The organism is Paenibacillus woosongensis, assembly GCF_030122845.1.
Classification (GTDB): domain Bacteria; phylum Bacillota; class Bacilli; order Paenibacillales; family Paenibacillaceae; genus Fontibacillus; species Fontibacillus woosongensis_A.
In genome coordinates, this window is sequence record NZ_CP126084.1 from 5,132,411 (window position 1) to 5,155,759 (window position 23,349).

The window sequence follows — 23,349 nt, forward strand, 5'->3', positions numbered from 1 at the left end:
CCTCCTAGTTTTCAACGAATCCCATCGCCTTCTCCCTAAGCCATGGTTGCAAAGGTTCTGTCTCATAAGCATCTTGAGCAATGTTAATACCGCCATCTGCTAGATAACATAAACCTACACCTCTTTTTCTAAATTCTAGACTATACCTCGAAGCATTATTAATTTCAGTTTCAGGAAGAAGCACGTATGATAAATCGGCAAAACACTGATTACGATAAGCCTGTTGAAGAGCAGTCTTCCATTTGGTTAATTTCGCCTCAATTGCAATTACCTTTCCTTCTGGGGAAACTACAATAATATCTGTTCTTCCTCTTTGATAATCAAATTCTGTTCCGTATTTAACCTCCCCCCAAGGAGAATCCGTCGTTTTAAGTTGATCCACAAACTGTAGTACTAGAGCCTTCTCATCTTGAAACACAGGCCATTCCTCCGTATATTTAAGTTACCTCTGGGGTGTTAGGAAAAATCCCGTTTTCCTTAACTCTACTATATATTACATAATATTGGTACTGCTGTCTTAAACTTCGTTTGTAAATAATTGTATATCTCCTTTTTAATAAACAATTTCAATTTGCCGCAGCTCCAAGAGCTCCATAAATAATGAGTTATCCATCGCTCCCTCAATAATGGTATGCTCTGTAATCCCGTTATTTATTTCCCTGTACAATAATTTTCTTGCCGGATCTCTATAACTGCTAACTAATTCTGCTATCGGCAATCCTTTTCTTACACGTGCTTGAAGCATTAAATCGTTACTAATAATACGAACCTTAACCCTATTTCTAATCTCTAAAGAGATATTATCAAATCTATAATAGCAGTGATCAACAATACGATATAAGTCACGATCAAGTCCGATGAAATTAATATCTAGCGTTGGAAATACGTCACGTATAAGATTCGATAACCATAATAAAGAATACTCCCCTTTGTTTCGACCGCTGTAGAAGTAGGTGTTGAACAAAACATTAATTCTTGTCTCGACCTGATGGATGGGGGTATATTTGATCGCTTCAGCCAATGACTGGATGGTTAGAAAGGAACGTATTGCACAGCTTTGATATTTCGATAGTGCATGCTGCTTCGGAGAGTACATTTCGTGGAAGTATTGAACAAACATCGTTTCATCTATGAGAATTAATTTGTTAAACTGACTGAAAAAGTGAACATACCTTAAATCGGCATCTTCATTTAGCCTCAATTCGTCTACGATCGTCTGTGAGATAATAATTGGATGCCCCTGAATAAATTCATTAGGCAGTTGATAGCCATAACGAAAGAAAGCCAGCTCGTGAACTGAAATAGCCGCTGTGTCATAGAGGAATACGCTTTGCGAGGTATCGAGGATATCCATGATTTCTTCAAAATCCGTAATGAACATATCATCTAAGCCCTTTTTATATTTTTAAAATATGCTTTGACCGCATTGAGTGTATCCCAGTTGCTTTCATTGGCCAGTTCAGGCAAACGGTCTCGCCCATGCTCCATAAGCTTCTCTACTTCCTGGAAATTGATTAGCATGCTTCGCTGCACCGGTGAAGGGTCTAGTCCCAAACGTACAAACTCGTCTTCAAAATGAAGCTTCTGATCAAACCATACGCTCAAATCCTCTACGCTAATTAGCTGCAATTCATACAGTCGAATAAGTACAGCCTTATACGGTGCTGAGAACCGAGACATCGTTTGTATAATCTTATCCAGTAACACCTCTTCCCGAAGACTCTGATAGAAGCTAATTAACTCTGCCGCATCCATCAACAGCAAGGAAGCAAAGTAATCAGCCTTTCGCTCATCCAAGTCCCGATCTAAATCGGATTCAATAATGTGCAGCTTTTCGGGTTCACTTTGAACACGGGATATAATATGAAAAAGCTCATGCAGCAAAATAAAATTTTGGTAGATTCGAGGCTGCCAGCTGTTCAGATAACACAACACCTTCGGCTTTTTTAATAAAATAAAGCCACCAAGTGTCTGATCCTTAATTGGCGCTTGAATCAAAACGTGGTTTTCTTTAATCCAGTGCTTGACTCCATCCAGGATGGGCCATCCTTTCAGATGATAATCCCTTAAGTACATCTTTACATAATTATCTACTTCATAAAAAATTTCTTTATTTTTCTCGAAAATATCGGGTAAATGGTCAAAAGTCAATTCCGGCATACAATAACCCCTTAACTATAGATATTGACTAGGTCACAAATTTTCCCAATTTGTTCGAGGCCCTGTCTTCCCTCTTCTGATAGCTCTCCCGCCGAAAATGCGATACTGGCGACTAGCCCGATTTGCGCAGCTTCTTCTCTTACATACTTAAAATCCTCCTCAATAAAGTAAGAAGGAGGTAAGCCTAATACTTCAGCCAACTCAACTGCAAACTGAGCAACCTTCTGATTCTTACCACTTAAGTTCGCATAAAAAGCGGAAGTAGATTTGCCAAGCCTTTTAGCCAACCGCTCTTTCTTAAATCCTTCCCCGTCCAGATACAAATTAATACGATCCAGAATCATTTGCGGATTAGATGCCATAACTATCACCATCCTTATCCATATTATATTCAAACCACATTATAAAGTACAGTTTTTCAGTAATTTATTTTATTAAACTCTACCTTTTAAGTGAAATTGATCAAAAATCTAATTTATTTACTGTTTTTCAGGAATAAAACTTAATGGCATTTTATTAGTTTACACTATTCCTAAAATACCGATACACCCTCTCCAGCTTCTCCTTTTGCTTCCCCCGCGGGTTTTCCATATTACCGAACTCAAAAAACTTCACCTTCTTAATGCCAACATAGTTAAACAGCGCTTTACGCATTAGCGTTTTATGGGCGTTGTTGAGCCAGAACAGCGGATAATGGGTCGGTCCCTTCATCGTGGAAATGCAAACGACAGATTTCCCTTTCAGCAGCCCCTCTGGAAAAATTCCGCCCTGATCTCTATAGGCAAACCCCGAAGCAAACATCTGGTCGATGTAACCGAGCAGCATGGCTGGAGGCCGCCCCCACCAGATCGGATAAATAAACACGATCTTATCCGCCCATGTGAGCTGATCTCTGTATAGGGCTAAATCGGGGTCGGTATGCATATCCCTCCTGCGTTTGTGCTCATTAAACATCAAGACCGGATTGAAGCCTTCTTCGTATAAATCAAGTACCTTGACCTCCCCAATCACCGCATTCTCCTGGCTGCCGCGGATGACTTCCTGCAAAAACGCATAGTTCAAGCTTTGATGATTCGGATGCGTGTATATAACTAATAATTTCATCGCTAAGCCCCTTTACTTATCAATTGATAAGCAAAGAGTAGCACACACTGCATTTTATTGTCAAATGATAATTATTATATGATAATTGTTTTATGATAATCACTTTGTTATCGTTCTTGTAGAGGTGATTTTATGGACAAGAAAGCACTGTTCCAGAAATTTGTGGCCTTTACAGCAGCCATGCATGAAATAACGAGTAATATGACAAGAGATGTCAGATCCGAAGACATTACGCCCCTTCAATATAAAATGCTCGAATACATTGCGATCACCCAGCCGGTAACGCTGAGCGAAATCAGCGAGTGCATGCATATTTCCATGCCGAATACGAGCCGGGAGCTCCGAAAACTAAGCGATAAGCAATTATGCGATAAAGTGACGGATAAAGAGGATCGGCGAAAGCAGTATATTCGACTGTCCCCGCAAGGGGAGAAGATGATGACGGAGGCCTTCGGTCGCGTGGAGTCCCGTTTTGCGGAACGAATCGCTCATATTTCCGAGGAGGAGCTGCAAGAAATCGAGCGGGCGCTGGATATACTGCATAGCAAGGTTTTTTACTGAGGAAGAAAAAAAGACTGAGCCCAGCGGCAATACCGCTAGGCTCTTCTAAATTCAGGCCATATTAAGGCCTTGTTGCGGAGCTATCCATTTGTTGAATGGAACCCCCCTGCCCCAATGTGCTTAAGCAATGGGTGTACCATTTTTAACAGGCTGATCCGGTATTAGTAGTACAACGTCGCCTTCCTCGGGAACGCCTCCGATGACCAGCACTTCCGATTCAAAACCGGCAATCCGCCTTACTGGAAAATTGACTACGGCCGCTACCTGCCGGCCTATCAGCTGATCCGGTTCATATCTTCTCGTGATTTGAGCAGAAGAACGCTTAATGCCGAGCTCGCCGAAATCAATCTCTAGCTTTATCGCAGGTTTCCGCGCTTCCGGGAAAGGTTCTGCTTTGATTACAGTCCCTATGCGAATATCCAACTTCAAAAAATCCTCTATCGTTGCCACTTCAGTACTCACTCCAATTTTTACAGATGGGGCACATGAATGCCTTGTAGTTTCTTACTTCGACACTGTGTTTCCATAATCCTTGACTGACCTTAAAGTTACTTTAAGGTCAGTCCCTAAATTTACTAAACAGGGGCTGCGCCCAAGTCCTTCAACTTAGGCTCAGCCCCTTATGCGTTATGACCCGACCACGGACGGCTTCTTCTCCTTGGAGAGGAACCAGCCCGACGCACCGATGACGATAAGAACAAAATAAAAGATCAGCTTCCAAAGCGTCGAGTGCGCAAACTCGGACGAGATGATGCCTACATCCTCATGTCCCAGCGTTAAAACGGCAAGCTTGACGCCGACCCAACCGACGATGGCGAAGGCGGCAATTTCCAAGCCTGGTCTGGAGTGCAGCAACTTTACGAACAGGTTGGCGGCAAACCGCATAATGATCAGCCCGATCAGCCCCCCCGCGAACACGACGATAAACTTCCCGCCGTCCATGCCGCCAATCGCCGGAAGCGGCGTATCCGGAAGCGTCATCGCCATCGCGACGGCTGCCAAAATTGAATCTACCGCAAATGCAATATCCGCTAATTCGACCTTGATAACCGTCGCCCAGAAGCCGGATTGCTTTTTCTCTTTTTCCACCTTGGGCCCTGGCTTCTTAATGAATACCTTTCTGACAATGTGATTGATTGCGATAAATAACAGATACAACGCGCCGATGGCTTGAATCTGCCATACATCAACCAGGTAAGAGATGATAAACAACGAAGCAAGACGGAAAACGAAAGCGCCCGCGAGCCCGTAGAACAAAGCTCTTTTTCTATCCGATTCAGGCAGATGCTTCACCATAATCGCCAGCACCAGCGCATTATCCGCGGCCAGAAGACCCTCCAGAGCGACCAATAATACTAAAACCCAACCATATTCCAACAACATTGAGAAATCCATTTTCTATCCCCTCTCCTGACTCGTTTTACTGTTACTATTGTTGACTTTTTACCTTGTAAATCATCCATGCGGATGAATTCGGACGCCTGATCCCCCCTTAAGAGCCCATAAAACAACGAAAACCTTTGCCGGGCCGGCAAAGGTTTCCATCAAAAAAGACCCTTGCCGAAAAAAACATTGGCAAAGGTCTTGCTAACAACGAATTCGTTGCCAACAAAGCCGGAAGACGGAGTCTTCGAAATGACGACTTTGCTGTATTAGCTACTCCCCTTTTGGAAGAATATCAATTTGTTTAAAATATAACGGCTTCACTAGGGTTTTGTCAATGGACATGTTCGTGCCCAAGCTTATTTAAATGTTCCCCTCGTTCTCCGCTTCCCAGCGGGCAACTTCCTCACGCACCCGCGGGGCAACCTCGGTACCCAGCAGCTCGATGGCGCGCATAACATCCTCATGCGGCATCGTACCTAGCGGGACGTGCAGGAAGAAGCGGGTAATCCCGACATGCTTGCGCAGGTTGATAATCTTCCGGGCCACCGTCTCCGGATCGCCAACGTACAGCGCCCCTTCCGGGCTCCTCGCGGCGTCGAAGCTTGAACGATCATAATGGCCCCAGCCCCGTTCGCGGCCGATCACGTTCATGACCGCCTGCGTGGAAGGGAAGAATTTGTCCGCGGCTGCCTCCGTATCCTCCCCGACGAAGCCATGCGAGTGCGACGCAATTGGCAGCTTGGATACATCATGCCCGGCCTTAGCTGCTGCCCGCTTATACAGCTGCACGAGCGGAGCGAATTGGATCGGGCGCCCGCCGATAATCGCGAGTACAAGCGGCAGCCCAAGCAGCCCGGCACGGATTACCGATTCCTGGTTCCCCCCGCTGCCGATCCATACAGGCAGCGGCTGCTGAACCGGGCGCGGATAGACGCCAAGATTATGGATCGCCGGACGGTGTTTGCCGCTCCAGGTCACCTTCTCGGACTCGCATAGTTTGAGCAGCAGCTCCAGCTTCTCCTCGAATAATTCGTCATAGTCCTGCAGATCATAACCGAACAGCGGGAAGGACTCGATGAAGGACCCCCGGCCCGCCATGATCTCCGCGCGCCCGTTCGAAATTCCGTCAAGCGTGGCGAAGTCCTGGAACACCCGCACCGGATCGTCCGAGGACAGCACCGTTACCGCGCTCGTCAGCCGAATCCGCTTCGTCTGAGCTGCCGCCGCAGCCAGTACGACGGCCGGGGAAGATGCAGCATAATCCTTGCGGTGATGCTCGCCAACCCCATATACGTCGAGGCCTACCTTATCGGCCAGTACAATCTCCTCCACGACCTCGCGCAGCCGCTGGGCATGGCTCATGACCTCACCGGTATGCACATCTGGCGACGTCTCTACAAAAGTGCTTATGCCAATTTCCATTGTCAAACCCCTCCTGTATCCATCCATTTCACTTCATTTTCGGCTTCCTAACTAACTTTCTAATTGTAAGAACCATTCAAACGGTAAGTTATTGTTTCTCTCATTGTATCCCATTTCTAGCGGAATGGCTATCCTGATCAAAAACTGGCTATAGCTGGATCTCAGGCAGGATTATCCACTGCTAGGCAGGCAACAGCCAGTGAGCCGGGTACTCCAGAGCCGGCGGCAGCTTGGTGTGGCCATCCCCCTTGGCAGAGTTGATTTGGGCCTGAGTGAGAAAAATACTGTCCGTAAGATCAGCCCCCCGAAGATCTGCATCCCGCAAATCCGCGCCGATGAGATCTGCCCCTCTTAAATCTGCGCCCCGAAGGTCGGCGGCAATCAGGTATGCCCCTCTTAAATTGGCTGCTCGAAGGTCAGCGCCTTTAAGCTTAGCCCCGATCAAATCCGCGCCCCGGTTAAAGGACTTTGGACGAGCAGCCGAGCCCTTCAGTGATTGCAATACTGCCGATCTTACAAGCTCGCTGGCTCGAAGCAGCAGCTTATTCATTTCAGCCCGGTGTGCAGCTACATCCAGTTTCAAGAGAATGTCAGCGTCAAGATATGTCAATTGTTCCGTCTCTTCTAACGCTATCCGAACGTCCTCATGAATGGAGCGTGCAGATGGAATGGTCAGCACTTCGGCCAAATACCATAAAAGCTCATGAAGCTGCCACATTACCGGAAATACCTCGAACATTGCCTGAGCCGTATCCGGATACCGCCGCCAGTCGCGCCCCCCGAAGGTTCCTTGCGAGACCTGTTGGCCCGCACCGAAGCAGTCGTATACTGTACAGCCCCGAAATCCGTGCTGTCTGAGATTCTGGTGCATGCCGCAGCGGAAATCCGTCTGTAGATTCGGGCAAGGCTGCCCGGCATTTTTATCGATCGCAAAATCAACCGAAGCCGCATACGGAAGCGCGACACAGCATAGCCCGAAGCAGCTCTCGCAGTCGGCCCGCAACTTCGATTCCCGTCCTAAGCCAGTGGGAGATGAATCCGCTGTATTGTTATGATGCCCATATGTTGTAAAATTTCTTTGTCTATGATCGCCATCAGACATGCTCATTCTCCTTCCTATAAACGTTATTATTCTATTACATTTAAGGAGTTTATGGCATCAAAATTCCTCAAAACACAGCTTCTCAACACAAAGAAAGACAAGATCCCTCCAGATGAAGAAGGTCTCTTGTCTCTCTAATATTTACCGTATCAAGCTTTCAGCTTAAATTTGCTCAAGTCCTCTTGAAGCTGCTGCGACAAGTCGCGCAGCTCCTCCGATGAAGCCTGAATTTCCTCCATCGAGGCCAGCTGCTGCTGAGCAGCTGCAGCCATGGTTCCCGCTTCGCCGGATGTTTTCTCCGAAATCAGGGCCACCTCAGCAATGGATGCCGTTACCTCTTCCATTTCAGCAGACAGCTCTTCGGAAGAGGCGGACACCTCCTGAATTTGCTCGCTCACAACCTGAATATTCTCCAGAATGCGGTCGATCATCCGCTTGGATTTATCAATCGTATCTATGCCTTGATCTGTCTCCTGCTGCATCTTCAGCATAGCTGCAACCGCCTCTTCCACCAGGCCCCGGATATCATTCAGCAGACCCGATATCACCTGGCCGGATTGCGCCGTTTCTTCCGCCAGTTTGCCGATCTCCTTCGCGACGACACTAAAGCCCCTTCCAGCCTCCCCCGCCCGGGATGCCTCAATATTCGCATTCAAGGACAGCAGCTTGGTCTGCTGGGTGATAGCCATAACGGCTTGAATGATTTTGCCGATTTCCGCCGAATGATCATCAAGCTTGGCAATGACCTGAGCGGATTGCTCCTGGGTCTGCTTGATGCTCTTCATTTGCTGGACCGTCTCGGCAAGCTGCTCATCGCCTTGCGCGGCGCTTTCGCTAGCCTGGATGGCCACATCGGACACCTCGGAGGCCGCCTCAGCAATACGGGAGATCCCAAGCGACATCTCGTTCATCGCCGTAGAAACCTCACCGATGGTCCGCTGCTGCAAATCCGTACCCTCGGATACATCCTGCACCGATGCGGCAATTTGCTGCATGGCCTGCGTAGATTCCTGGGAAATTGCCATCAATTCCTCCGACGAAGCGGCCGTCCGGTCCGAAATCTGCTGATTCTGTCCAAAGATGCGGTTCATATCCTGCTGCATCAAAATCATCGCCTGGCTCACATCACTCAGTTCGTCCTTCGTGTTCACCCGAATATCCTTGGAGAAATCGCCAGAGGCCATTTCTTCCGCTCTTATTTTTAACGTTCTTACCGTATCAATCACATTGCTATAAAATGCGGTATAAAACAAAGTCACTAATATTAGAACAGCGGCCGTCATGATCATCATAAAGGAAATATAGCTTTGCAGCGTGCTTCTCTGCTGATCCAACAGACGGTTCAGCTCATTGTACGATAAGCCGTACAGTTCATTAGCCACCTGTATTGTCGCTGTGCCGAAATCAAAAAATTCCTCTGGCTTCACCGTAAAAGATTCCGCGCCCAAAATTTCTTGATCCAAAACACTAAGATAACTTTTCGTGGACTTCACAGCTGCCTCCGCCTTGACTGCTAACTCCTCGTCTAGAGAATCCGTCTCACGGATAATATTATCTAAAGATTTCTCCAAACTTTCCAGCGCCGAATACGTCTGGGCCTCGGCCAGCAACAGCTCGATTCTTGTATCATCAGCCAGTTGGCCTGAGGAGAGTGTACCGTTCCCTAGACCACGGATGACCGCCGAATTTTCTATAAGCTGAGGAAGCTCCTCGACCAGCATGTTCATAAAATAATAGATGCTGATATCATTGGATAAAGATAGCCCGGTCTCATCGGAAATACTCATCATCAGCTGCCTGATATTCTCTATAAGCAGGCTATGCTGCTGGAAGTTCTCATCGGGCTTCATCGTCCCGCCGGACGATCGCAGCGCTTCCCACGCTTCCTGGACTTCCTCCCATTTTTTCATGCTGTCTGGCGTCTTTGAAGCCTCCAGCTGCTGGTTCAACTGGGATATCGTATCCGCAATTTCGGCCTGACGCGCCTCGATTTTTGATTTAGCAGACTCATTTCCATTCAGATAACCGTTCATTAACCCTCGATGCTGCTGCACCTGTAACATCAGCGGCATGACTTCAGTAACCCGTTCAATGCCGTAATGATCGTCCTCGTTCTCCCTTAATTCGGCCATATTCGCTGTAATAAACGTATACAGCAAAATGGCTATGGGGATCAGGAACAAAAAACTGACTACGGCGAATTTCATGCTGTACTTCATTTTTGAAACAAGGACTACAAAAGGCTTCAACAACTTCTTCACTGGGAATGCCCCCTCTTAGGTAACTATCTACGCTGCTAACTCTATTATCGGCAGTTTATTTACTCTAATTTAAAATTTAAAAGGATGTTCACGAAATTGCCCTGATTTATTTCTCTTTTCCGAATAACAACAGACAGCCCCTCACACGATAAGTGTGCAGGAGCTGCCGATTAGCAACTATATCTTCTTCACAAACTCCGACTTCAGCTTCATCGCTCCGAAACCGTCAATCTTGCAATCGATATCGTGATCCCCGTCAATGAGACGGATGTTCTTCACCTTCGTACCAATTTTGATAACCGAAGAACTTCCTTTCACCTTCAAATCCTTGATAACGGTAATAGAATCGCCGTCGTTTAGAATATTGCCATTGGCATCCTTGACGACTCGAGCCCCTTCACCCTCCGCGCTTTCGCCATTTGCCGGCCATTCATGGCCGCACTCCGGGCATACTAGCAAGTCTCTATCTTCATATGTATATTCAGAACTACATTTTGGGCAATTCGGCAGCGGCATAACTTCCATGTCCTCCATTCATTATGTTCAGTATTTGCGCGCCCGCATAGCAAGCATACAGGAGCGCCCTATGCCTTATATAGTGTCATAATCCGCCCATATTGGCAAACATCGCTTGAATTATAAGGTTGTATCCCTCTTTTATGAATATTTCCCCCTTCCCAATTTACGGATCAGATTCCATGATTAAGGTGTTAACAATTTATGAGCATCCATAAGGAAAGGACTGAGAATTTATAAGGGATTCCGTCAAATGGGCAACCTGAAGGGAGGCTGATACGAAACACCGCAACAATTATAGTGAACGCTTTCATGAGAGTCGATAACCTAATAAAGCATTCAAGAGCAATATTCTCGAATTCACGACTACAGCCGATAACACCTTATATGAGGAGGCTCCTTTAGCGCCTCCAAGCTATCTGAAGGTGACCGATGTCTCCGCAGATACGGTAACGCTAAACTGGGGTTCGAGCCCGCGGACGGCCAGCACAATATCTATGTAAACGGTACTTTGGAAGGCACAACCTCAGGCCATAACAACACTACAATAACCTACGGCCCGCTTCTTCGCGGCCCAACAGCCGACCGTCGGGCCTATAAATTTAAAATGGATTGATGACATGGAAAAAGACGTTTGGCGAAGCCATGCGGTAATAATAACTGCACCAGCCCGCCCCCTTCTGATTGAAACGGTTGACCGAGCTGTATACCAGCCGATCCTGCTCCAGCTCTTCAATAGCCGGAATTCGGCCGTCTACGTAGTCAAGCAGCCTTACTGCAGCCGTGTCCAGCCGATTCAAGACTCCGCCATAACGGATATCGATAACCTCCCAGCCGAACGGCTTGAACATCCGCAGCCATTGAGAGCGATGCGCCGCTCTCAGCTCCTTGACCGCGGCCGCAATAGACGGCAGCACCGCCTCCGCAATACGCCGCAGCTCGGCTTGATCGCCAGAGTCATAGGCCCGCTTCAGTTCAAGGCCAATTTCGCTTTTTTGCTTCAACACCGCGCACAGCTTCTCCGGCACGTCAAACAAATAATCCAGCTCGGCATCCTTTACGCGCACCCGGCGAATTTCCTGCTCAAGCTGCGCATAATGATCCGCCATGGCCAGCCCCTCAATCTGCTTATCAAACAGCCCCAGCAGCACATCCTGATACAGCAGAAATTTGGATGGGTTGCTCTGCTTGCTGTTATTGAGCTCCGAGCCGGGCGTCTCATCCAGATCCTTGAACTTCAGGAATGCCTCAGCCTCGATGCCTGTACAGAACTTCACCCGTTCCGCCACCTGGCACCAGGCCAGTTCTCCCTCCGTGTAGGCATGCTCCGCGTAAAACTGCAAGCCGAGCAGCGCCGCATACGGATTCCCCTCCATGCCGTCGTCGCCCCACATCGTGGCGTAGACTTCACGAATGCCCTCCTGCTTACATACCTGAAGCGCCGAATCCGTAGCGTTCAGGGACAGCCCATAGTTCACGCCAAAGGTGTTGAACACCCAAATTCCCCCGGCAAATGCCAGATTGCAGCCCAGCGGCCGATGCTTCGCAATCAGCTTTACATAATCCTCTTTGTCGATGTGCGCGTAATCCCAGTACACCATATCCACATCCTTTGGAATTCTACGCGCCATTTCCTCAGGGATCTGTGTCTCGGTATCATAATGCTCCGCCCCGTCCTTCGAGGCAAATTTCAAGAACATGTCGCTCCACATCATCGGCTTCAGTCCCCGGCGGCGCACCATCTCGAGCACCTTCTCCAAATGGCCGGTCATGATTTCAAATCTATCTACATATCCGTTCCGATCCAAATATTTGCCCCGGCCAAGCTCTTCCGCTTCATCCATGCCAATATGGATCTTCCGGCTGCGGAACGGGGCGCTGACCGCTTCGATCATCCGGTCGACCAGCTCCTCAGTTCTCTCGTCTCCAACCAGGAGTGCTCCCTTCGTGTCTTTATAGAAGGACACCGGTTCCCATTTTAGGAACTCCTCCAGGTGCGCAAGGGTCTGGATGCTTGGGAATGCCTCTATTCCAAATTGATCCGCATAATCATCGATTTCCCGGAGCTCATCCTGCGTATAACGCCCCCGCATATAACCGAAGTAAGGCTCGCCGCTAATTTCATAGGTATCCTCGAGATACAGCATCACCGTGTTTAGGCCCATCAACGCCATTTTTCGCAGCAAAAACTTGAAGCTGTCCAACGTCAGGACGCCATTGCGGGACAAGTCGAACATCGGGCCGATCGTGTCAAACTGCTCCGTTTCCCGAATTGTAAAAGGCCTGCCATTTCGGCCATACTGCACAAGCAGCCCCAACCCCCGAAAGAATTGGTGCTTCCTGGCGAAGCGGATGTATGCCCCGCCTTCGTTCAATCCGATTTCAAGATCGCCGGCAGACAATTCTACCTGAACGGGAAGACCGGCCTCATCTTCCGTAAAGGCAATTTCCTGCGACAAGGCCTGAATTCCAGGCCGCAGAGACGTCACATTTCCTTCAAAGCGCAGCTTCATTTTCCCCCTCCTAATATACAGGCTTTTTCCACGCTATCCAGAATATAAAGCGCTTTACTACCTACTATACTAGAAAAAATATAGCCTAAAGGGGGAAATTCCTCTGATCATTTTCATGGATCAACTACTAAATAAAATAAGATAAACGTAGTAGGCCATTGGCATTATATTGACATTATTCCACATAATTATACAATGTCATTAGATAGATTTATTTTTGATACGTCGTATTTCATACATAACTACTACTTTAGTAATGTTTTTCACATTTTTTAGGTCAGAACTGTCTAAACTATTTTATTTTAGGAGACGAAGCTATGGCTAGGGATACTAAAAATAAGTCAATGGGTTGGTTGAAAGGCGTTCTTTCTAATTCAAATGAACCTGTTCCAACTGCCAAAGAAGGGGTAGAAGAACCTCTAGAGCTAGTCGAAGATACGGTTAGCCACAAGGAAGTACCCAGTCCATCGGAAAGCTCTAGCAAGAAATACATGCTTTCTAAAGAGAATCTTGATAAAGTATCTCTGGATTTAGTCGTTTCTCTTGAGAACATGCTGAATGAGCGACAATTGATTCTATACAAAAACGAAGATTACGAGCAGCAGCTGCAGACGGCAAATGAAGCGATCAGCCGTTTAAAGTATGATCTGGTCAAGAAGGAACAGATTATTCAAGATAAAAGCAAGGAAATCCGCACGCTGGAAACTAGCCTGACCAACAAGCAAATGGCTTATGACCAGCTTCTCGAAGACTATAAAGAGTATCAAAGTACGGCAAACCACGATTTCGAGAAGGTGTCCAGCCAGCTGGAGAAAGAAATCAACAAGTATAACCTGCTCAAAGAAGAGTCGGCGAATATCCAGTATCAAAATATGCTAACGATGAGAGAACTGGAAGAGAGAATCCGAGAGCTGGAAGCTGAGAACACGAAGTTCGAGGCACAATACGCAAAAATTTTGGCGGAAAAAGCCGAGTTAATGCAGACGATCAACGATTTTACAGAGCGGATGTCGTTCTCCTTCTCATCAAAATCCACTTCCACTTCCGAATAATGACTACCTGCTCTCTAGTCACTGCTAGAGAAAGGAGATATCTATGTCCGTGCAAGTCTATCAGGTGAAGCTGCTAGAGCTTCATTCCGTCCATAAAGAGCTAGATCAATCCTATTTGCGAGTCAAGTTGACCTCTGATCAGGAATTAGAGCTGCTGTGGCATATCGACGAGGAAACAGCGGAAAGCCTGCTGGCCGTCCTGGAACCGGAAGGGGTCTACAAATATAGATTATCCTTCCATAGCTCTTGGAATTCCGTCAAAAACCAATACGAAAGCTTCCTGACCAAAACCTACCGCGATCAAAGCGAGAGAGTCTATTTCTCCTGCTCGGAAGCCTATGTAAGCGGATTAAACGCGATCAAGAACAATGATCCCGTCAGCGAAATCCAAACCCGGTCAGCTGGATTCGAGGCGTCGCCTCCACAGGAGTCCCAAGCAGCGAAGGAAGTCCGTCAGCCTAAGCTCCAGCGCAGGCTAACCTGGGCGGCAGTGGCGTTATTGAGCCTGGTTTTCACGGTTCTGCTGGGATCTTCTATGCCAACCTTTATCTATAAGGCAGCCAGCGGTGAAGTGGCGAACGCAAGTTTCGGCGAGAGCGAAGTCAACAGAAATTTCGCCGGATACGTGGCAGGCCATAGAGCTGTTACCGTTAGCGCACAATTTAGAGCCAGCTCCAACAGCGAACCGAGACAACCTCTACAGGAGTCCGTTCAACCAACTTTACCGACCGTAGCCCTGGAGGAAGCCGTTACCTTCAACCTTCCTAAAGGCAAGGTGGCGCTGACCTTTGACGACGGCCCCTCGAAGTATACTAAGGCGATTACGGATATCCTGACGGAGCATGAAGTTGGGGGCAGCTTCTTTTTTATCGGGAAAAACGTTAAGAAGTACCCTGAATCGGTGCAATACGCAAAATCAAGCGGGTACACAGTTGGCAGCCATAGCATGAATCATTTGGAATTGCCCAAGCTGTCTAGCGATAAACAAAAATATGAAATCACGCATCCCAATGAGCTGATTCAGAAAATCACCAACGAGCCTGTCGTGCTGTTCCGGCCTCCTTACGGAGCCCACAATGATTCGATCACCGACATCGTACGTGGAATCGATAACAAGATGGTGCTATGGAACGTCGATACCAAGGACTGGGAAAGCCGGGATGCCGAGAAAATTTACAATTCCGTGGCAAAGGCCAAAGTTAACGGATCGATTATTCTTCTCCATGAGTCCCAGGCCACGGTTGACGCTTTGCCGCGAATCATTCAGTTCCTGAAGGAACAGAACCTGGAGCTTGTCAATTTGCAATAACTATAAAGACCACCCTTTCGGGTGGTCTTTATTTCTTTCTTTAGAGAGTACTCGGCAGACGTGTTCTGCTCCGCAATATTTTCCTTACCTTCCAATTGCCCGCCTATTCTGTTTACTCCCCGCCGTGCAAATAACGAACCGTACCCGCATCGAGCTGAAGATCGCCTGCGCTTATGCTCTCCTCCAGCTGCTGCCTGGTGCGGCAGCCGACAATCGGAAACGTGGCAAACGGCTGCGACGTCAAATACGCAAGCGCTATTTCGGTTCCAGAGCGGCCAAGCTGCCCCGCAAGCTCCTGAACCCTGTTCAGCCGCGCAAAGTTGGCCTCATTGTAGAACATGGCGGCAACACTGGGCTTGGAACGATCCTCAGGACGGAATTTTCCGCTGAAAAATCCCTGTGCCTGAGACGTATACGGGATAGCCGCAAGCCCTGTCTTGATATGATAATCCAGCATCTGCCCGTCCATCTGGACAGTGGTTGGATCCGCCACGCTCCCCGGGTTCACCTCAGCCAAGCTCCACTGCATCTGATTGGCTACAAAGGGCTGTTTTCCTGTAGAGACAGCATACTGCCTAGCCGCCTCGATGCGCTCGGTCGTCCAATTGGAGCAAGCATAGTAACGAATGCGCCCCGCCTGAACGTGCGCATGCAGGGAATCGATAATTTCCTCAACCGGGCGGGAGGGATCATCGCGATGCAGCCAATATAAATCGATCACATCGGTTCCCAGATGGGTCAAGCTCTTCTCCAAATCCAACGAAATATCTTCTGGCGAGAGCCTGCTTGCCAAGAGATTGTCGAAAGGCGGATGCCCTCCCTTGGTCGCAAGGATAATCTTGTCCCGGTTTCCCCTGCTCTTCAGCCATTTGCCAATCGTCTTCTCGCTCACGCTCTTTACTTCGCTTTCCCAATCGGAGTACACGCTCGCCGTGTCAATGAAATTACCCCCGAGGCCGCAATAAGCGTCCATCAGAGCAAAAGAATCGGCCTCGCCAATCGCACCGCCGATCGTTGCCGTTCCGAAGCATATCCGGGAAGCATGCAGCTCGGTATGCGGTATTGTTGCATATTTCATAGGAACCCTCCTCACTGAATAAAAAAATGCTCATTCTCTAAAGTATCGCACTTCAGCAGTACATAAAGCAAAGGGGAACACCGCCCGTATAGGGTGGTGTTCCCTCTCCAATCAGAGCTTGGCGCACCAGGTAACCAGGCTTCTCATCACCTTAATAAACCACGGCATCAGCAGGCCATCGGATAAATGAGCCGGCGTGATGCAGCCGACACGGCCAGACCCGTAGCTGTGATACCAGCCGGCCACGGCTTCCCCGTCCTTGGAGGACGAGCGCATAAATATATTCGTCTCTTCCTCCTTACAGTCGACAAAATAATGCTCGTCCAGGAAGCTGAAAGCTTCTCCTAAGTCGCCCAGCTCCGTTCCGGCCAGCGGCGTATAAGTCACAACGCTGGGCTCTGGATGCATAAGGAAGCGGCCGCGAAGCATTCTCACATATTCCCCGTCTTCCGGATAAGATGCCAGTCCCGAATGCCATGCCAGCCATGCTCCCCCGCTGGCCACATATTTCTCGATCTGCCCGGCCGCCTGTTCTGTCATCCAGTACCTTACCTGCTCCGCTTCCGGATCGATGTAATTCCCGGCAAACAAAACAACTAAATCGGGCGATTTGACCAATTCTTGCTCCAACTGCCCGACACCCGCATATGTGACCTGAGCTTGAGCCTTGCTCGTAAAAGGCTCGATAGCCCGCTCCCAAGATTGCCTGGCCAGTTCTCCATCATGATAATAATCGCCAACGACTACGAGTATACGCTTCATCCGTCATCATCTCCGATCCGCCCTGCTTAATACGGCATAGGCTCTCCTTTATGAGTAATCATCCAGCTCTCTTGCGCAGGCACAACCTTCCTCTCGGCCAGATTCAGCAGGCCAATGGCCGTATCCCCAGGATCTCCTGGCGCTTGCTCTCCCCCCATCGGCGTTCGAATCCACCCCGGGTGGACGTTATACACGGCGAAGCCTTGAGGCGCAAGCTCCTTGCGCAGCTGCGCCGAGAAGAACGACAGCGCGCTCTTGGACAGCGCATACGGGTAATCCCGGCCATACGCCGCCGTAAAGCATCCCGCCTCCGAGCTGATATTGATAATGCAAGGCCTCTCACTGCGGCGAAGCAGCGGCAGGAAGTGCTTGACCATTTTCATCGGCCCGTAAAGATTAGTCATCATCGAGCGCTCCACCTCTGCCATATCGAGCTGCTCCAGCTTCTTATCGCGGGCGATAAGAATTCCCGCATTGTTAATCAGCACATCCACCGTGCCCCCTTGTCGTTCAACGGCGTTCTTCGCTGCAATAATTTCGCTTTCTACATTCACGTCCAGCTGAATCAGCTCCAGCTGTCCAGGATGCTCCTGCCGCATGGCCTCGAACTGCTCATGGCTCTGCTGCAAATTCCGAACACCCGCAATGACATGATGCCCGCCTTTAAGCGCTTCGCTGACCGTAGAGAAACCCAGCCCTTTGCTCGCGCCCGTAATTAGAATATTCATCCCCACTCGCCACCTTCTTCAGCAATCTGTCCAGCTCTGTCAGTTATCGTTCTCAAGCAGTTCCACCATCACCTTCAATTCCTTGAACGTATCCATATACGCGTAACGGCCGCCCGTGTACTCGCCTCTCTGAATCAGCGGCATCTGATTCGCCTCCAAGACCGCGATCTTCTCCTTCATCCCTTTGATGACAAAGGCGATATGGTGTACCCCTTCGCCCTGCTCGTCCAGGAACTCCCGCCACGTTGAAGGATGCTCGTCCGGTTCAATCAGCTCCACCTGCAGCTGCCCGCAATCGAGAAAAGCGAGCTTGGCGCGGGCCTCCGAAGACGCTCCCTTAAATTCGGTTCGAGCGACATCTACAGTGTCCGTCCAGAACCACCTCGGCTTCTCTATTCCGAAGAAATCCGCATAACTCTGGGATACTTTGTCGATGTCGCGTACAATGATTCCGATTTGCGTAATGACGTTGGTTCCTAAAAATCCTTTTTCCATGGGATCATGCTCCTTTTCGATGGGTCTATATTGGGGTTAGTATGTGTTGCCGCCTTTAGATCGCCCTACAGGATTCCCTAATGACCAATTCCGTCGTGCCCACATATTTCTTGAATTCCTTATCCGGCTCTTCGATCGTCTTGATGAGCCTGCTGGCCAGCGTATCCACCATTTCGGCAAAATCAACATGAATCGACGTGAGTGCCGGCTGAATCCGCGAGCTGAGCAGGTGATCATCAAAGCCCATTAAGGATATATCCTCCGGTACGCTGAGACCAGCCTCCTGCAAGGCCGCCAAAGCGCCAAAGGCGACACTGTCGTTACAGGCAAATATCGCTGTAGGCAGCTCTTTCACATGGCCTAACCATTGCTTCACGGAGTTATATCCGCTTTTCTCACTAAAATCAGCCGGTATGATCCACTCTGGGTTCACCGCAAGCCCGTGAGAACGCATAGCAGCCTTGAATCCCTCCAGCCTCTCGGGCCCCGAGCAGCGCAGCGGGTCTCCGGCAATGAACCCGATCCTGCGGTGGTTCAGGCTTGCAAGATAATCGACGCCTTGCTTCATGCCCTGATCATTGCCGAAATTGCATATCACCCGATTGGGCTCATTCCGCCCTTCGATATGCTGGTCAATGATGCCGACCACATAACCCTCGGCAATAAGCTCTTCAATCAACGGTTCATGATTCGCAGCCCCGATGAAGACCCCTCCGTCGATCCGCTGCTGGTAGAAGGTTTCCTTGACTTTGCGCAGCACCTGGCTGTCCCTCGTGTTTCTTATAATATGGGTTAGCACATAATAACCCTTGTTGGATGCGCTTTCAATAAAGCCGGTTATTAATGAGTTCGTGAGCGAATCATGAAATACTTCTTCCGGCGAAATCAGAAACAGACCAATGGTGCGAGTCTTCATCCCGGACATAATCCGTGCCGAAAAATTCGGGGAATACTTGTACTGCTCGATGACCTGCATCACCTTATCGCGCGTTGCCTGCGGCACATTCGGGTAATTGTTGATGACCCTGCTTACCGTACTTCGGGACACGCCTGCAATCCGGGCGATTTCAATACTATTGATTTCATTCTTTCTCATATGTCCCTCCACTTAACACATGCCCGCAGGGATATCCAGCGATAGATTGTGAACACGTGTTTACAAGCACAATTTACCTCAGTCTTCATGCCATGTCAATAACATTTGCATGTACTATAGAGATAGTGGCATATAAAAGCCCCACTGTCGCCGGGGCTCTTTGGCTCGCTTTACTTTTTATGCAAAATGGGACAATACGAATACTGCAGGAGAATTCCAATAGATCGTAACCTCATTGGTAGCATAGCTCTCCATGACATCGGCAAAGGAGGCGGCCGGCGCTTTGTCCGCCAAATGCTCGCGTGCATACTCATCCTGCTTGCCATAGTTTGGGCCGCCCGACACTAACCCGGGAACAGGCGCTTCGACGCCGTCTCCTTCGGAAGGACGATGATGCGGATGCAGGATCGGCCGGCTGCCAAGTCCGGTAACATAGCTTATGCCCACCACATTAGCTCCAAACAAGTAATGAACGTGCTCTAGCGCGCAGCGCTCATACGTTTGAGAGCCTAACAAGCGGTCCGCGATTAGCAGCAGCATGGCATGATTCATTACCAGCATGTTGCTGCCCCAAATATACTGCTCCGGTCTAAGCGAAATACCGAACCCGTCTTCGCGGCTTACCGCCGCAAGCTCATCGGCCCGCTGCTGCAAACCAGCCAATAGACGAGCCGCTAATTGGGGCTCATTCTCCCGCTCCGACAACAGATAGGAAATCGTGCCGTATCCGCCCATGTCTGCCCAGCCCAGCTCGTATTTATCAAACGCATCCTGTCCGGCAAAGCCCCGGAAGGCCTCATGATAACGCGCCTCTCCGGTAGTGCGGTACAATTCGGCCGCTGCCCAGTAGCGTTCATCCAGATCCTGCTCGTCGCCATACTCTCCGGTGAAGACCTCGGCCGGATTGCGGAACCCTGGATATTCGGGATGGCGCTCCAGCCATGCCCAGGCCTGCTCTGCGGCCTTGAGGCAGGATGTGGCGAAGGCGGCGTCATGGGGAGCGTAAACCCGCGCCGCCATGGCCATAACGCCGGCAAAGCATCCAGTCGCCGTGGCGGATATCGGCGATATGTACAGCTCCGCCGTATCTGCCTCCGGCATGACAGCCGGGCCCGGAAACTGCAAGGTCGTGAGTTTATGATAGGCGCCGCCGCTCTCACCGTCCTGCATGCGAAGCAGCCATTCCAGCTCATACCGGCATTCGTGCAATACATCCGGCATAACGCCATCGCTCTCCGGCAGCGGCAGGGCCCCTTCAAAGGCCTGGGGATAGCATTCATAAGCTAGCAGCAGATCCGCTACCGCTTTAGCGCCAGGCACCACGTATTTGCCATAATCCCCGGCATCATGCCACCCTCCCCAGGCGTCAATTCTCCGTGGCTCCTCCCCATAAACAAGGGCAGGCGTGAGGTGACATGCCGCATGCTTCCACGGACCTGCATATTTCTCTTCCAGCTCCATGCCGCAGCGAAAGAAATAGAACGCTTTCAAAAGTGCCTGATGAGCTTCCTCATAAACGGCGTCCGAGATTACAAACGGGTACGAGCTGTGCCCCTCTCCTGCCTCAATCCGATACGTGCCCGGCTGACTCCAGACGGAGAAATCGCCCCGGCTCACCTTAATTCCGCTAGCCTGATCGTCAACCGCAGGCATCGTGTCCCCCTGCCAAACCACTGCGCCGCTGGCATGATCGACAAGCCGAAAGCGGCCTGCTTCTCCTGTAATCATGGCAATCTTTGCGTCTGTGCTGCGGTAGCCTAGCTGATTCACAGCTATGCTGCCTTGCTCCTCCATGTGCATGCGTCGTCGTCCTCCTTCTACCTCTAATTTCAATACTAATGATAATCTGTCTTTCTCCATATATTCTTTCGTTAACACGTGTTTAAGGAAAAATGATGCTTAATGAAGTGAACATAGGGCATTAGCTATATTCCACGCCAATTGCCACATGTTGAAGACGCTTAAGCTGTGAACACGTGTTTATGGGTCAAATCTACATCAGCTTCTTTTCCTTGTCAATACTAGAACATGGCATTCTGGGAAACAAAAAATGACCGTCCTCCGAATTTATCGAAGAACAGCCATCATTTTTCACGCTGCTTTTTCCACTCCACCGTCACCTACCGCCGTGCCCCTTGAACTTGACCAGCGACCAAAGATACAAAAAGAGCAGGAACACCAGGCACACCCCGATACTAAGCATATTTTGACGATCAAAAAGAAACAGTACGGCGATCACCGTCAGGCTCACTACAGCCAGGATCGTAATATAAGGAAACCCCCATACGCGAAAGCTTGGCTGCACGGGATAGCTGCGGCGCAGCTTCAGCTGGGACAAGCAAATGCTGATCCACACCAGCAGCACGACAAACCCCGGCACCGCCATAAGGAAGCGGAATAACCCGTCTTGAAAGAGATAGGCCAGAATAGCGCCCCCGATTAATACCGCCGCACACAGCTTCAGGCTGTTCATCGGCACTCCCCGTTTCGTTGTGCGGGCCAAGTAAGGCGACGCTTCGCCGCTAGCCGCCATCGAATAGAGCATCCGGGTGGCACCGTAAATCCCCGAGTTGGCTGCAGACAATACCGCCGTAACGAGAATAAAATTCATCACGTGCGCTGATCCCTGCATTCCCGTGCTGGCCAGCACCTGGACGAAGGGGCTGCTCTCACTGTTCAGCTGATTCCAGGGAATCAGGCTGCAAATCACGAGAATCGGCAGTGTATAGAAAAGAATGACCCGCAGAATAAAACTTTTTACTACCTTAGGCAGTACTTTGTCCACGTCTTGTGTTTCGGTCAAGGTCAGCCCGATCAGCTCCGAGCCGCCATAGGAGAACATCACCACCAGCAGGGCAGCAATAATCGCCGTCCAGCCGTTTGGCAGAAATCCGCCGTAATCCACCAGATTGTGCAATCCCCCCGTGCCTTCCACAGACCATACACCGGACAAAAATAATACGCCCAGCACAATAAATACTATGATTATGCCAATCTTAATGCCTGCCAGCCAAAACTCTGCTTCCCCAAAACCGCTGACGCTCAGCATATTTATCCCCAGAACCAGTGCCGCGCACCCCAAGGTTAACAGCCATAACGGGGCATCCGGAAGCCAGTATTGCAAGAAGCTGCCTGCGGCAAGCACCTCTATCACACATACCGTCAGCCACATGAAGCAGTAGAGCCAGCCAATAATAAATGACAGCCGCTCACCGAACGCCTCCCGAATAAAGTCCTTCATATTGCGGTTTGGATACACCATCGCCATTTCAGCAATGGCTCCCATCACGATGAGCAGCAGCAATCCTGCCAAAATATATGAAATGACGATGCCCGGACCCGCTATACTGATCGTCTCGTAGCTTCCCTTGAATATTCCCGTGCCGATAACGCCGCCCATGGCCATAAAAGTAATATGACGAGGCCGCAGTTTCTTGTGCAGTGTCCCCTGTTCCAGTTCATGCTCGTTAGCTTGTACCCTCTCCTGCGACATTTTCTGACTCCTTCCAATGCTCAAGCTCTTTTGTTACACCTAAAATTACAGTTTACTCTTATTCCTCAAAACATGCACGCTCAAATCATACATCACCAAATAACCCCAAATAATACCCGTCGATAGAACGCAAAATAAGCCGCTGCCATCAGTGGCTTATCCAATCCACCCAACCAAAGAGATTTCGGCCCGATTCTAGCCCAACCACATCCAGAATAGGCCGTCGATAACCCCAAGGCTGTACATATAATACAAGCCGAATAACATGCTGACCGCCCCGGTAATTCGCGTTAAAGTCATTTTCAGGCTCC

General features: G+C 49.4%; 22 protein-coding genes. 3 read left to right on the forward strand and 19 right to left on the reverse strand.

The features are described from left to right. Nucleotides 1-4: 4 nt before the first annotated feature. The 5 genes from QNH46_RS23540 to QNH46_RS23560 all read right to left on the reverse strand — a co-directional run bounded on the left by QNH46_RS23540 (nucleotide 5) and on the right by QNH46_RS23560 (nucleotide 3,264). Nucleotides 5-418 carry a hypothetical protein gene (locus QNH46_RS23540; RefSeq protein WP_283926276.1) on the reverse strand — a complete coding sequence of 138 codons (414 nt, stop codon included), beginning with the start codon at nucleotides 416-418 and terminating at the stop codon, nucleotides 5-7. 135 nt (nucleotides 419-553) lie between these two features. Further along, the gene (locus QNH46_RS23545) at nucleotides 554-1,381 is read right to left on the reverse strand and encodes a hypothetical protein (RefSeq protein WP_283926277.1); all 828 of its coding nucleotides are present in this window, start codon (nucleotides 1,379-1,381) and stop codon (nucleotides 554-556) included. A 5-nt stretch (nucleotides 1,382-1,386) separates the two neighbouring features. After that, entirely contained in the window at nucleotides 1,387-2,160 is a 774-nt protein-coding gene (locus QNH46_RS23550; protein ID WP_283926278.1) for an ImmA/IrrE family metallo-endopeptidase, read from the reverse strand. 11 nt (nucleotides 2,161-2,171) lie between these two features. Further along, complete coding sequence (locus tag QNH46_RS23555; RefSeq protein WP_283926279.1) at nucleotides 2,172-2,522, reverse strand: XRE family transcriptional regulator; 351 nt, start codon at nucleotides 2,520-2,522, stop codon at nucleotides 2,172-2,174. A 154-nt stretch (nucleotides 2,523-2,676) separates the two neighbouring features. Next, nucleotides 2,677-3,264: an NAD(P)H-dependent oxidoreductase gene (locus tag QNH46_RS23560; RefSeq protein ID WP_283926280.1), complete on the reverse strand. Its 588-nt coding sequence runs from the start codon at nucleotides 3,262-3,264 to the stop codon at nucleotides 2,677-2,679. A gap of 132 nt (nucleotides 3,265-3,396) precedes the next feature. On the opposite strand from QNH46_RS23560, the gene QNH46_RS23565 reads away from it, so the two are divergent. Further along, nucleotides 3,397-3,825 carry a MarR family winged helix-turn-helix transcriptional regulator gene (locus tag QNH46_RS23565; protein WP_283926281.1) on the forward strand — a complete coding sequence of 143 codons (429 nt, stop codon included), beginning with the start codon at nucleotides 3,397-3,399 and terminating at the stop codon, nucleotides 3,823-3,825. A 120-nt stretch (nucleotides 3,826-3,945) separates the two neighbouring features. Here QNH46_RS23565 and csaA read toward each other — a convergent pair whose 3' ends face one another. From csaA to QNH46_RS23600, 7 genes are all read right to left on the reverse strand, one after another. Continuing rightward, nucleotides 3,946-4,275 carry a chaperone CsaA gene (gene csaA / locus QNH46_RS23570; RefSeq protein WP_283928537.1) on the reverse strand — a complete coding sequence of 110 codons (330 nt, stop codon included), beginning with the start codon at nucleotides 4,273-4,275 and terminating at the stop codon, nucleotides 3,946-3,948. A 177-nt stretch (nucleotides 4,276-4,452) separates the two neighbouring features. Continuing rightward, nucleotides 4,453-5,220, reverse strand: coding sequence for a TerC family protein (locus QNH46_RS23575; protein WP_283926282.1), 768 nt, complete (start codon nucleotides 5,218-5,220; stop codon nucleotides 4,453-4,455). A gap of 351 nt (nucleotides 5,221-5,571) precedes the next feature. Further along, nucleotides 5,572-6,633 carry an LLM class flavin-dependent oxidoreductase gene (locus QNH46_RS23580; RefSeq protein ID WP_283926283.1) on the reverse strand — a complete coding sequence of 354 codons (1,062 nt, stop codon included), beginning with the start codon at nucleotides 6,631-6,633 and terminating at the stop codon, nucleotides 5,572-5,574. Nucleotides 6,634-6,814: 181 nt separating this feature from the next. After that, nucleotides 6,815-7,735 (reverse strand): pentapeptide repeat-containing protein, encoded by a 921-nt coding sequence (locus QNH46_RS23585; RefSeq protein WP_283926284.1) that lies wholly within the window; start codon nucleotides 7,733-7,735, stop codon nucleotides 6,815-6,817. A 149-nt stretch (nucleotides 7,736-7,884) separates the two neighbouring features. Then, the gene (locus QNH46_RS23590) at nucleotides 7,885-9,996 is read right to left on the reverse strand and encodes a methyl-accepting chemotaxis protein (RefSeq protein WP_283926285.1); all 2,112 of its coding nucleotides are present in this window, start codon (nucleotides 9,994-9,996) and stop codon (nucleotides 7,885-7,887) included. A 177-nt stretch (nucleotides 9,997-10,173) separates the two neighbouring features. Beyond that, complete coding sequence (locus QNH46_RS23595; RefSeq protein ID WP_280530418.1) at nucleotides 10,174-10,512, reverse strand: zinc ribbon domain-containing protein YjdM; 339 nt, start codon at nucleotides 10,510-10,512, stop codon at nucleotides 10,174-10,176. Nucleotides 10,513-11,114: 602 nt separating this feature from the next. Continuing rightward, nucleotides 11,115-13,025: a beta-N-acetylhexosaminidase gene (locus QNH46_RS23600; protein ID WP_283926286.1), complete on the reverse strand. Its 1,911-nt coding sequence runs from the start codon at nucleotides 13,023-13,025 to the stop codon at nucleotides 11,115-11,117. Nucleotides 13,026-13,369: 344 nt separating this feature from the next. Here QNH46_RS23600 and QNH46_RS23605 point away from each other — a divergent pair, with 344 nt between their 5' ends. Beyond that, nucleotides 13,370-14,077 (forward strand): hypothetical protein, encoded by a 708-nt coding sequence (locus tag QNH46_RS23605; protein ID WP_230873991.1) that lies wholly within the window; start codon nucleotides 13,370-13,372, stop codon nucleotides 14,075-14,077. Nucleotides 14,078-14,120: 43 nt separating this feature from the next. Next, the gene (locus QNH46_RS23610; protein WP_283926287.1) at nucleotides 14,121-15,386 is read left to right on the forward strand and encodes a polysaccharide deacetylase family protein; all 1,266 of its coding nucleotides are present in this window, start codon (nucleotides 14,121-14,123) and stop codon (nucleotides 15,384-15,386) included. 112 nt (nucleotides 15,387-15,498) lie between these two features. Here the strand turns inward: QNH46_RS23610 and QNH46_RS23615 are convergent, their stop codons facing one another. From QNH46_RS23615 to QNH46_RS23645, 7 genes are all read right to left on the reverse strand, one after another. After that, nucleotides 15,499-16,464 (reverse strand): aldo/keto reductase, encoded by a 966-nt coding sequence (locus QNH46_RS23615; protein ID WP_283926288.1) that lies wholly within the window; start codon nucleotides 16,462-16,464, stop codon nucleotides 15,499-15,501. A 111-nt stretch (nucleotides 16,465-16,575) separates the two neighbouring features. Further along, nucleotides 16,576-17,226, reverse strand: coding sequence for a ThuA domain-containing protein (locus tag QNH46_RS23620; protein WP_283926289.1), 651 nt, complete (start codon nucleotides 17,224-17,226; stop codon nucleotides 16,576-16,578). 26 nt (nucleotides 17,227-17,252) lie between these two features. Then, nucleotides 17,253-17,954, reverse strand: a complete 702-nt coding sequence (locus tag QNH46_RS23625) for an SDR family NAD(P)-dependent oxidoreductase (protein WP_283926290.1) — start codon at nucleotides 17,952-17,954, stop codon at nucleotides 17,253-17,255. Between the two features lie 39 nt (nucleotides 17,955-17,993). Beyond that, complete coding sequence (locus QNH46_RS23630) at nucleotides 17,994-18,449, reverse strand: VOC family protein (protein ID WP_283926291.1); 456 nt, start codon at nucleotides 18,447-18,449, stop codon at nucleotides 17,994-17,996. Between the two features lie 55 nt (nucleotides 18,450-18,504). Next, nucleotides 18,505-19,545: a LacI family DNA-binding transcriptional regulator gene (locus QNH46_RS23635; protein ID WP_283926292.1), complete on the reverse strand. Its 1,041-nt coding sequence runs from the start codon at nucleotides 19,543-19,545 to the stop codon at nucleotides 18,505-18,507. Between the two features lie 177 nt (nucleotides 19,546-19,722). Next, the gene (locus tag QNH46_RS23640; protein WP_283926293.1) at nucleotides 19,723-21,345 is read right to left on the reverse strand and encodes a glycoside hydrolase family 9 protein; all 1,623 of its coding nucleotides are present in this window, start codon (nucleotides 21,343-21,345) and stop codon (nucleotides 19,723-19,725) included. Nucleotides 21,346-21,661: 316 nt separating this feature from the next. After that, on the reverse strand, nucleotides 21,662-23,038 hold the full coding sequence (locus QNH46_RS23645) for an amino acid permease (RefSeq protein ID WP_283926294.1): 1,377 nt from the start codon (nucleotides 23,036-23,038) through the stop codon (nucleotides 21,662-21,664). Nucleotides 23,039-23,349: the final 311 nt, after the last annotated feature.

Bases quoted from the DNA above. Each gene is read 5' to 3' on its own strand.
- QNH46_RS23645 (WP_283926294.1), bottom strand. From the start codon at position 23,038: ATGTCGCAGGAGAGGGTACAAGCTAACGAGCATGAACTGGAACAGGGG.
- QNH46_RS23585 (WP_283926284.1), bottom strand. From the start codon at position 7,735: ATGTCTGATGGCGATCATAGACAAAGAAATTTTACAACATATGGGCAT.
- QNH46_RS23610 (WP_283926287.1), top strand. From the start codon at position 14,121: ATGTCCGTGCAAGTCTATCAGGTGAAGCTGCTAGAGCTTCATTCCGTC.
- QNH46_RS23635 (WP_283926292.1), bottom strand. From the start codon at position 19,545: ATGAGAAAGAATGAAATCAATAGTATTGAAATCGCCCGGATTGCAGGC.
- QNH46_RS23620 (WP_283926289.1), bottom strand. From the start codon at position 17,226: ATGAAGCGTATACTCGTAGTCGTTGGCGATTATTATCATGATGGAGAA.
- QNH46_RS23565 (WP_283926281.1), top strand. From the start codon at position 3,397: ATGGACAAGAAAGCACTGTTCCAGAAATTTGTGGCCTTTACAGCAGCC.
- QNH46_RS23640 (WP_283926293.1), bottom strand. From the start codon at position 21,345: ATGCACATGGAGGAGCAAGGCAGCATAGCTGTGAATCAGCTAGGCTAC.
- QNH46_RS23600 (WP_283926286.1), bottom strand. From the start codon at position 13,025: ATGAAGCTGCGCTTTGAAGGAAATGTGACGTCTCTGCGGCCTGGAATT.
- QNH46_RS23595 (WP_280530418.1), bottom strand. From the start codon at position 10,512: ATGCCGCTGCCGAATTGCCCAAAATGTAGTTCTGAATATACATATGAA.
- QNH46_RS23580 (WP_283926283.1), bottom strand. From the start codon at position 6,633: ATGGAAATTGGCATAAGCACTTTTGTAGAGACGTCGCCAGATGTGCAT.
- QNH46_RS23560 (WP_283926280.1), bottom strand. From the start codon at position 3,264: ATGAAATTATTAGTTATATACACGCATCCGAATCATCAAAGCTTGAAC.
- QNH46_RS23615 (WP_283926288.1), bottom strand. From the start codon at position 16,464: ATGAAATATGCAACAATACCGCATACCGAGCTGCATGCTTCCCGGATA.
- QNH46_RS23555 (WP_283926279.1), bottom strand. From the start codon at position 2,522: ATGGCATCTAATCCGCAAATGATTCTGGATCGTATTAATTTGTATCTG.
- QNH46_RS23630 (WP_283926291.1), bottom strand. From the start codon at position 18,449: ATGGAAAAAGGATTTTTAGGAACCAACGTCATTACGCAAATCGGAATC.
- QNH46_RS23575 (WP_283926282.1), bottom strand. From the start codon at position 5,220: ATGGATTTCTCAATGTTGTTGGAATATGGTTGGGTTTTAGTATTATTG.
- QNH46_RS23545 (WP_283926277.1), bottom strand. From the start codon at position 1,381: ATGTTCATTACGGATTTTGAAGAAATCATGGATATCCTCGATACCTCG.
- QNH46_RS23625 (WP_283926290.1), bottom strand. From the start codon at position 17,954: ATGAATATTCTAATTACGGGCGCGAGCAAAGGGCTGGGTTTCTCTACG.
- QNH46_RS23550 (WP_283926278.1), bottom strand. From the start codon at position 2,160: ATGCCGGAATTGACTTTTGACCATTTACCCGATATTTTCGAGAAAAAT.
- QNH46_RS23605 (WP_230873991.1), top strand. From the start codon at position 13,370: ATGGGTTGGTTGAAAGGCGTTCTTTCTAATTCAAATGAACCTGTTCCA.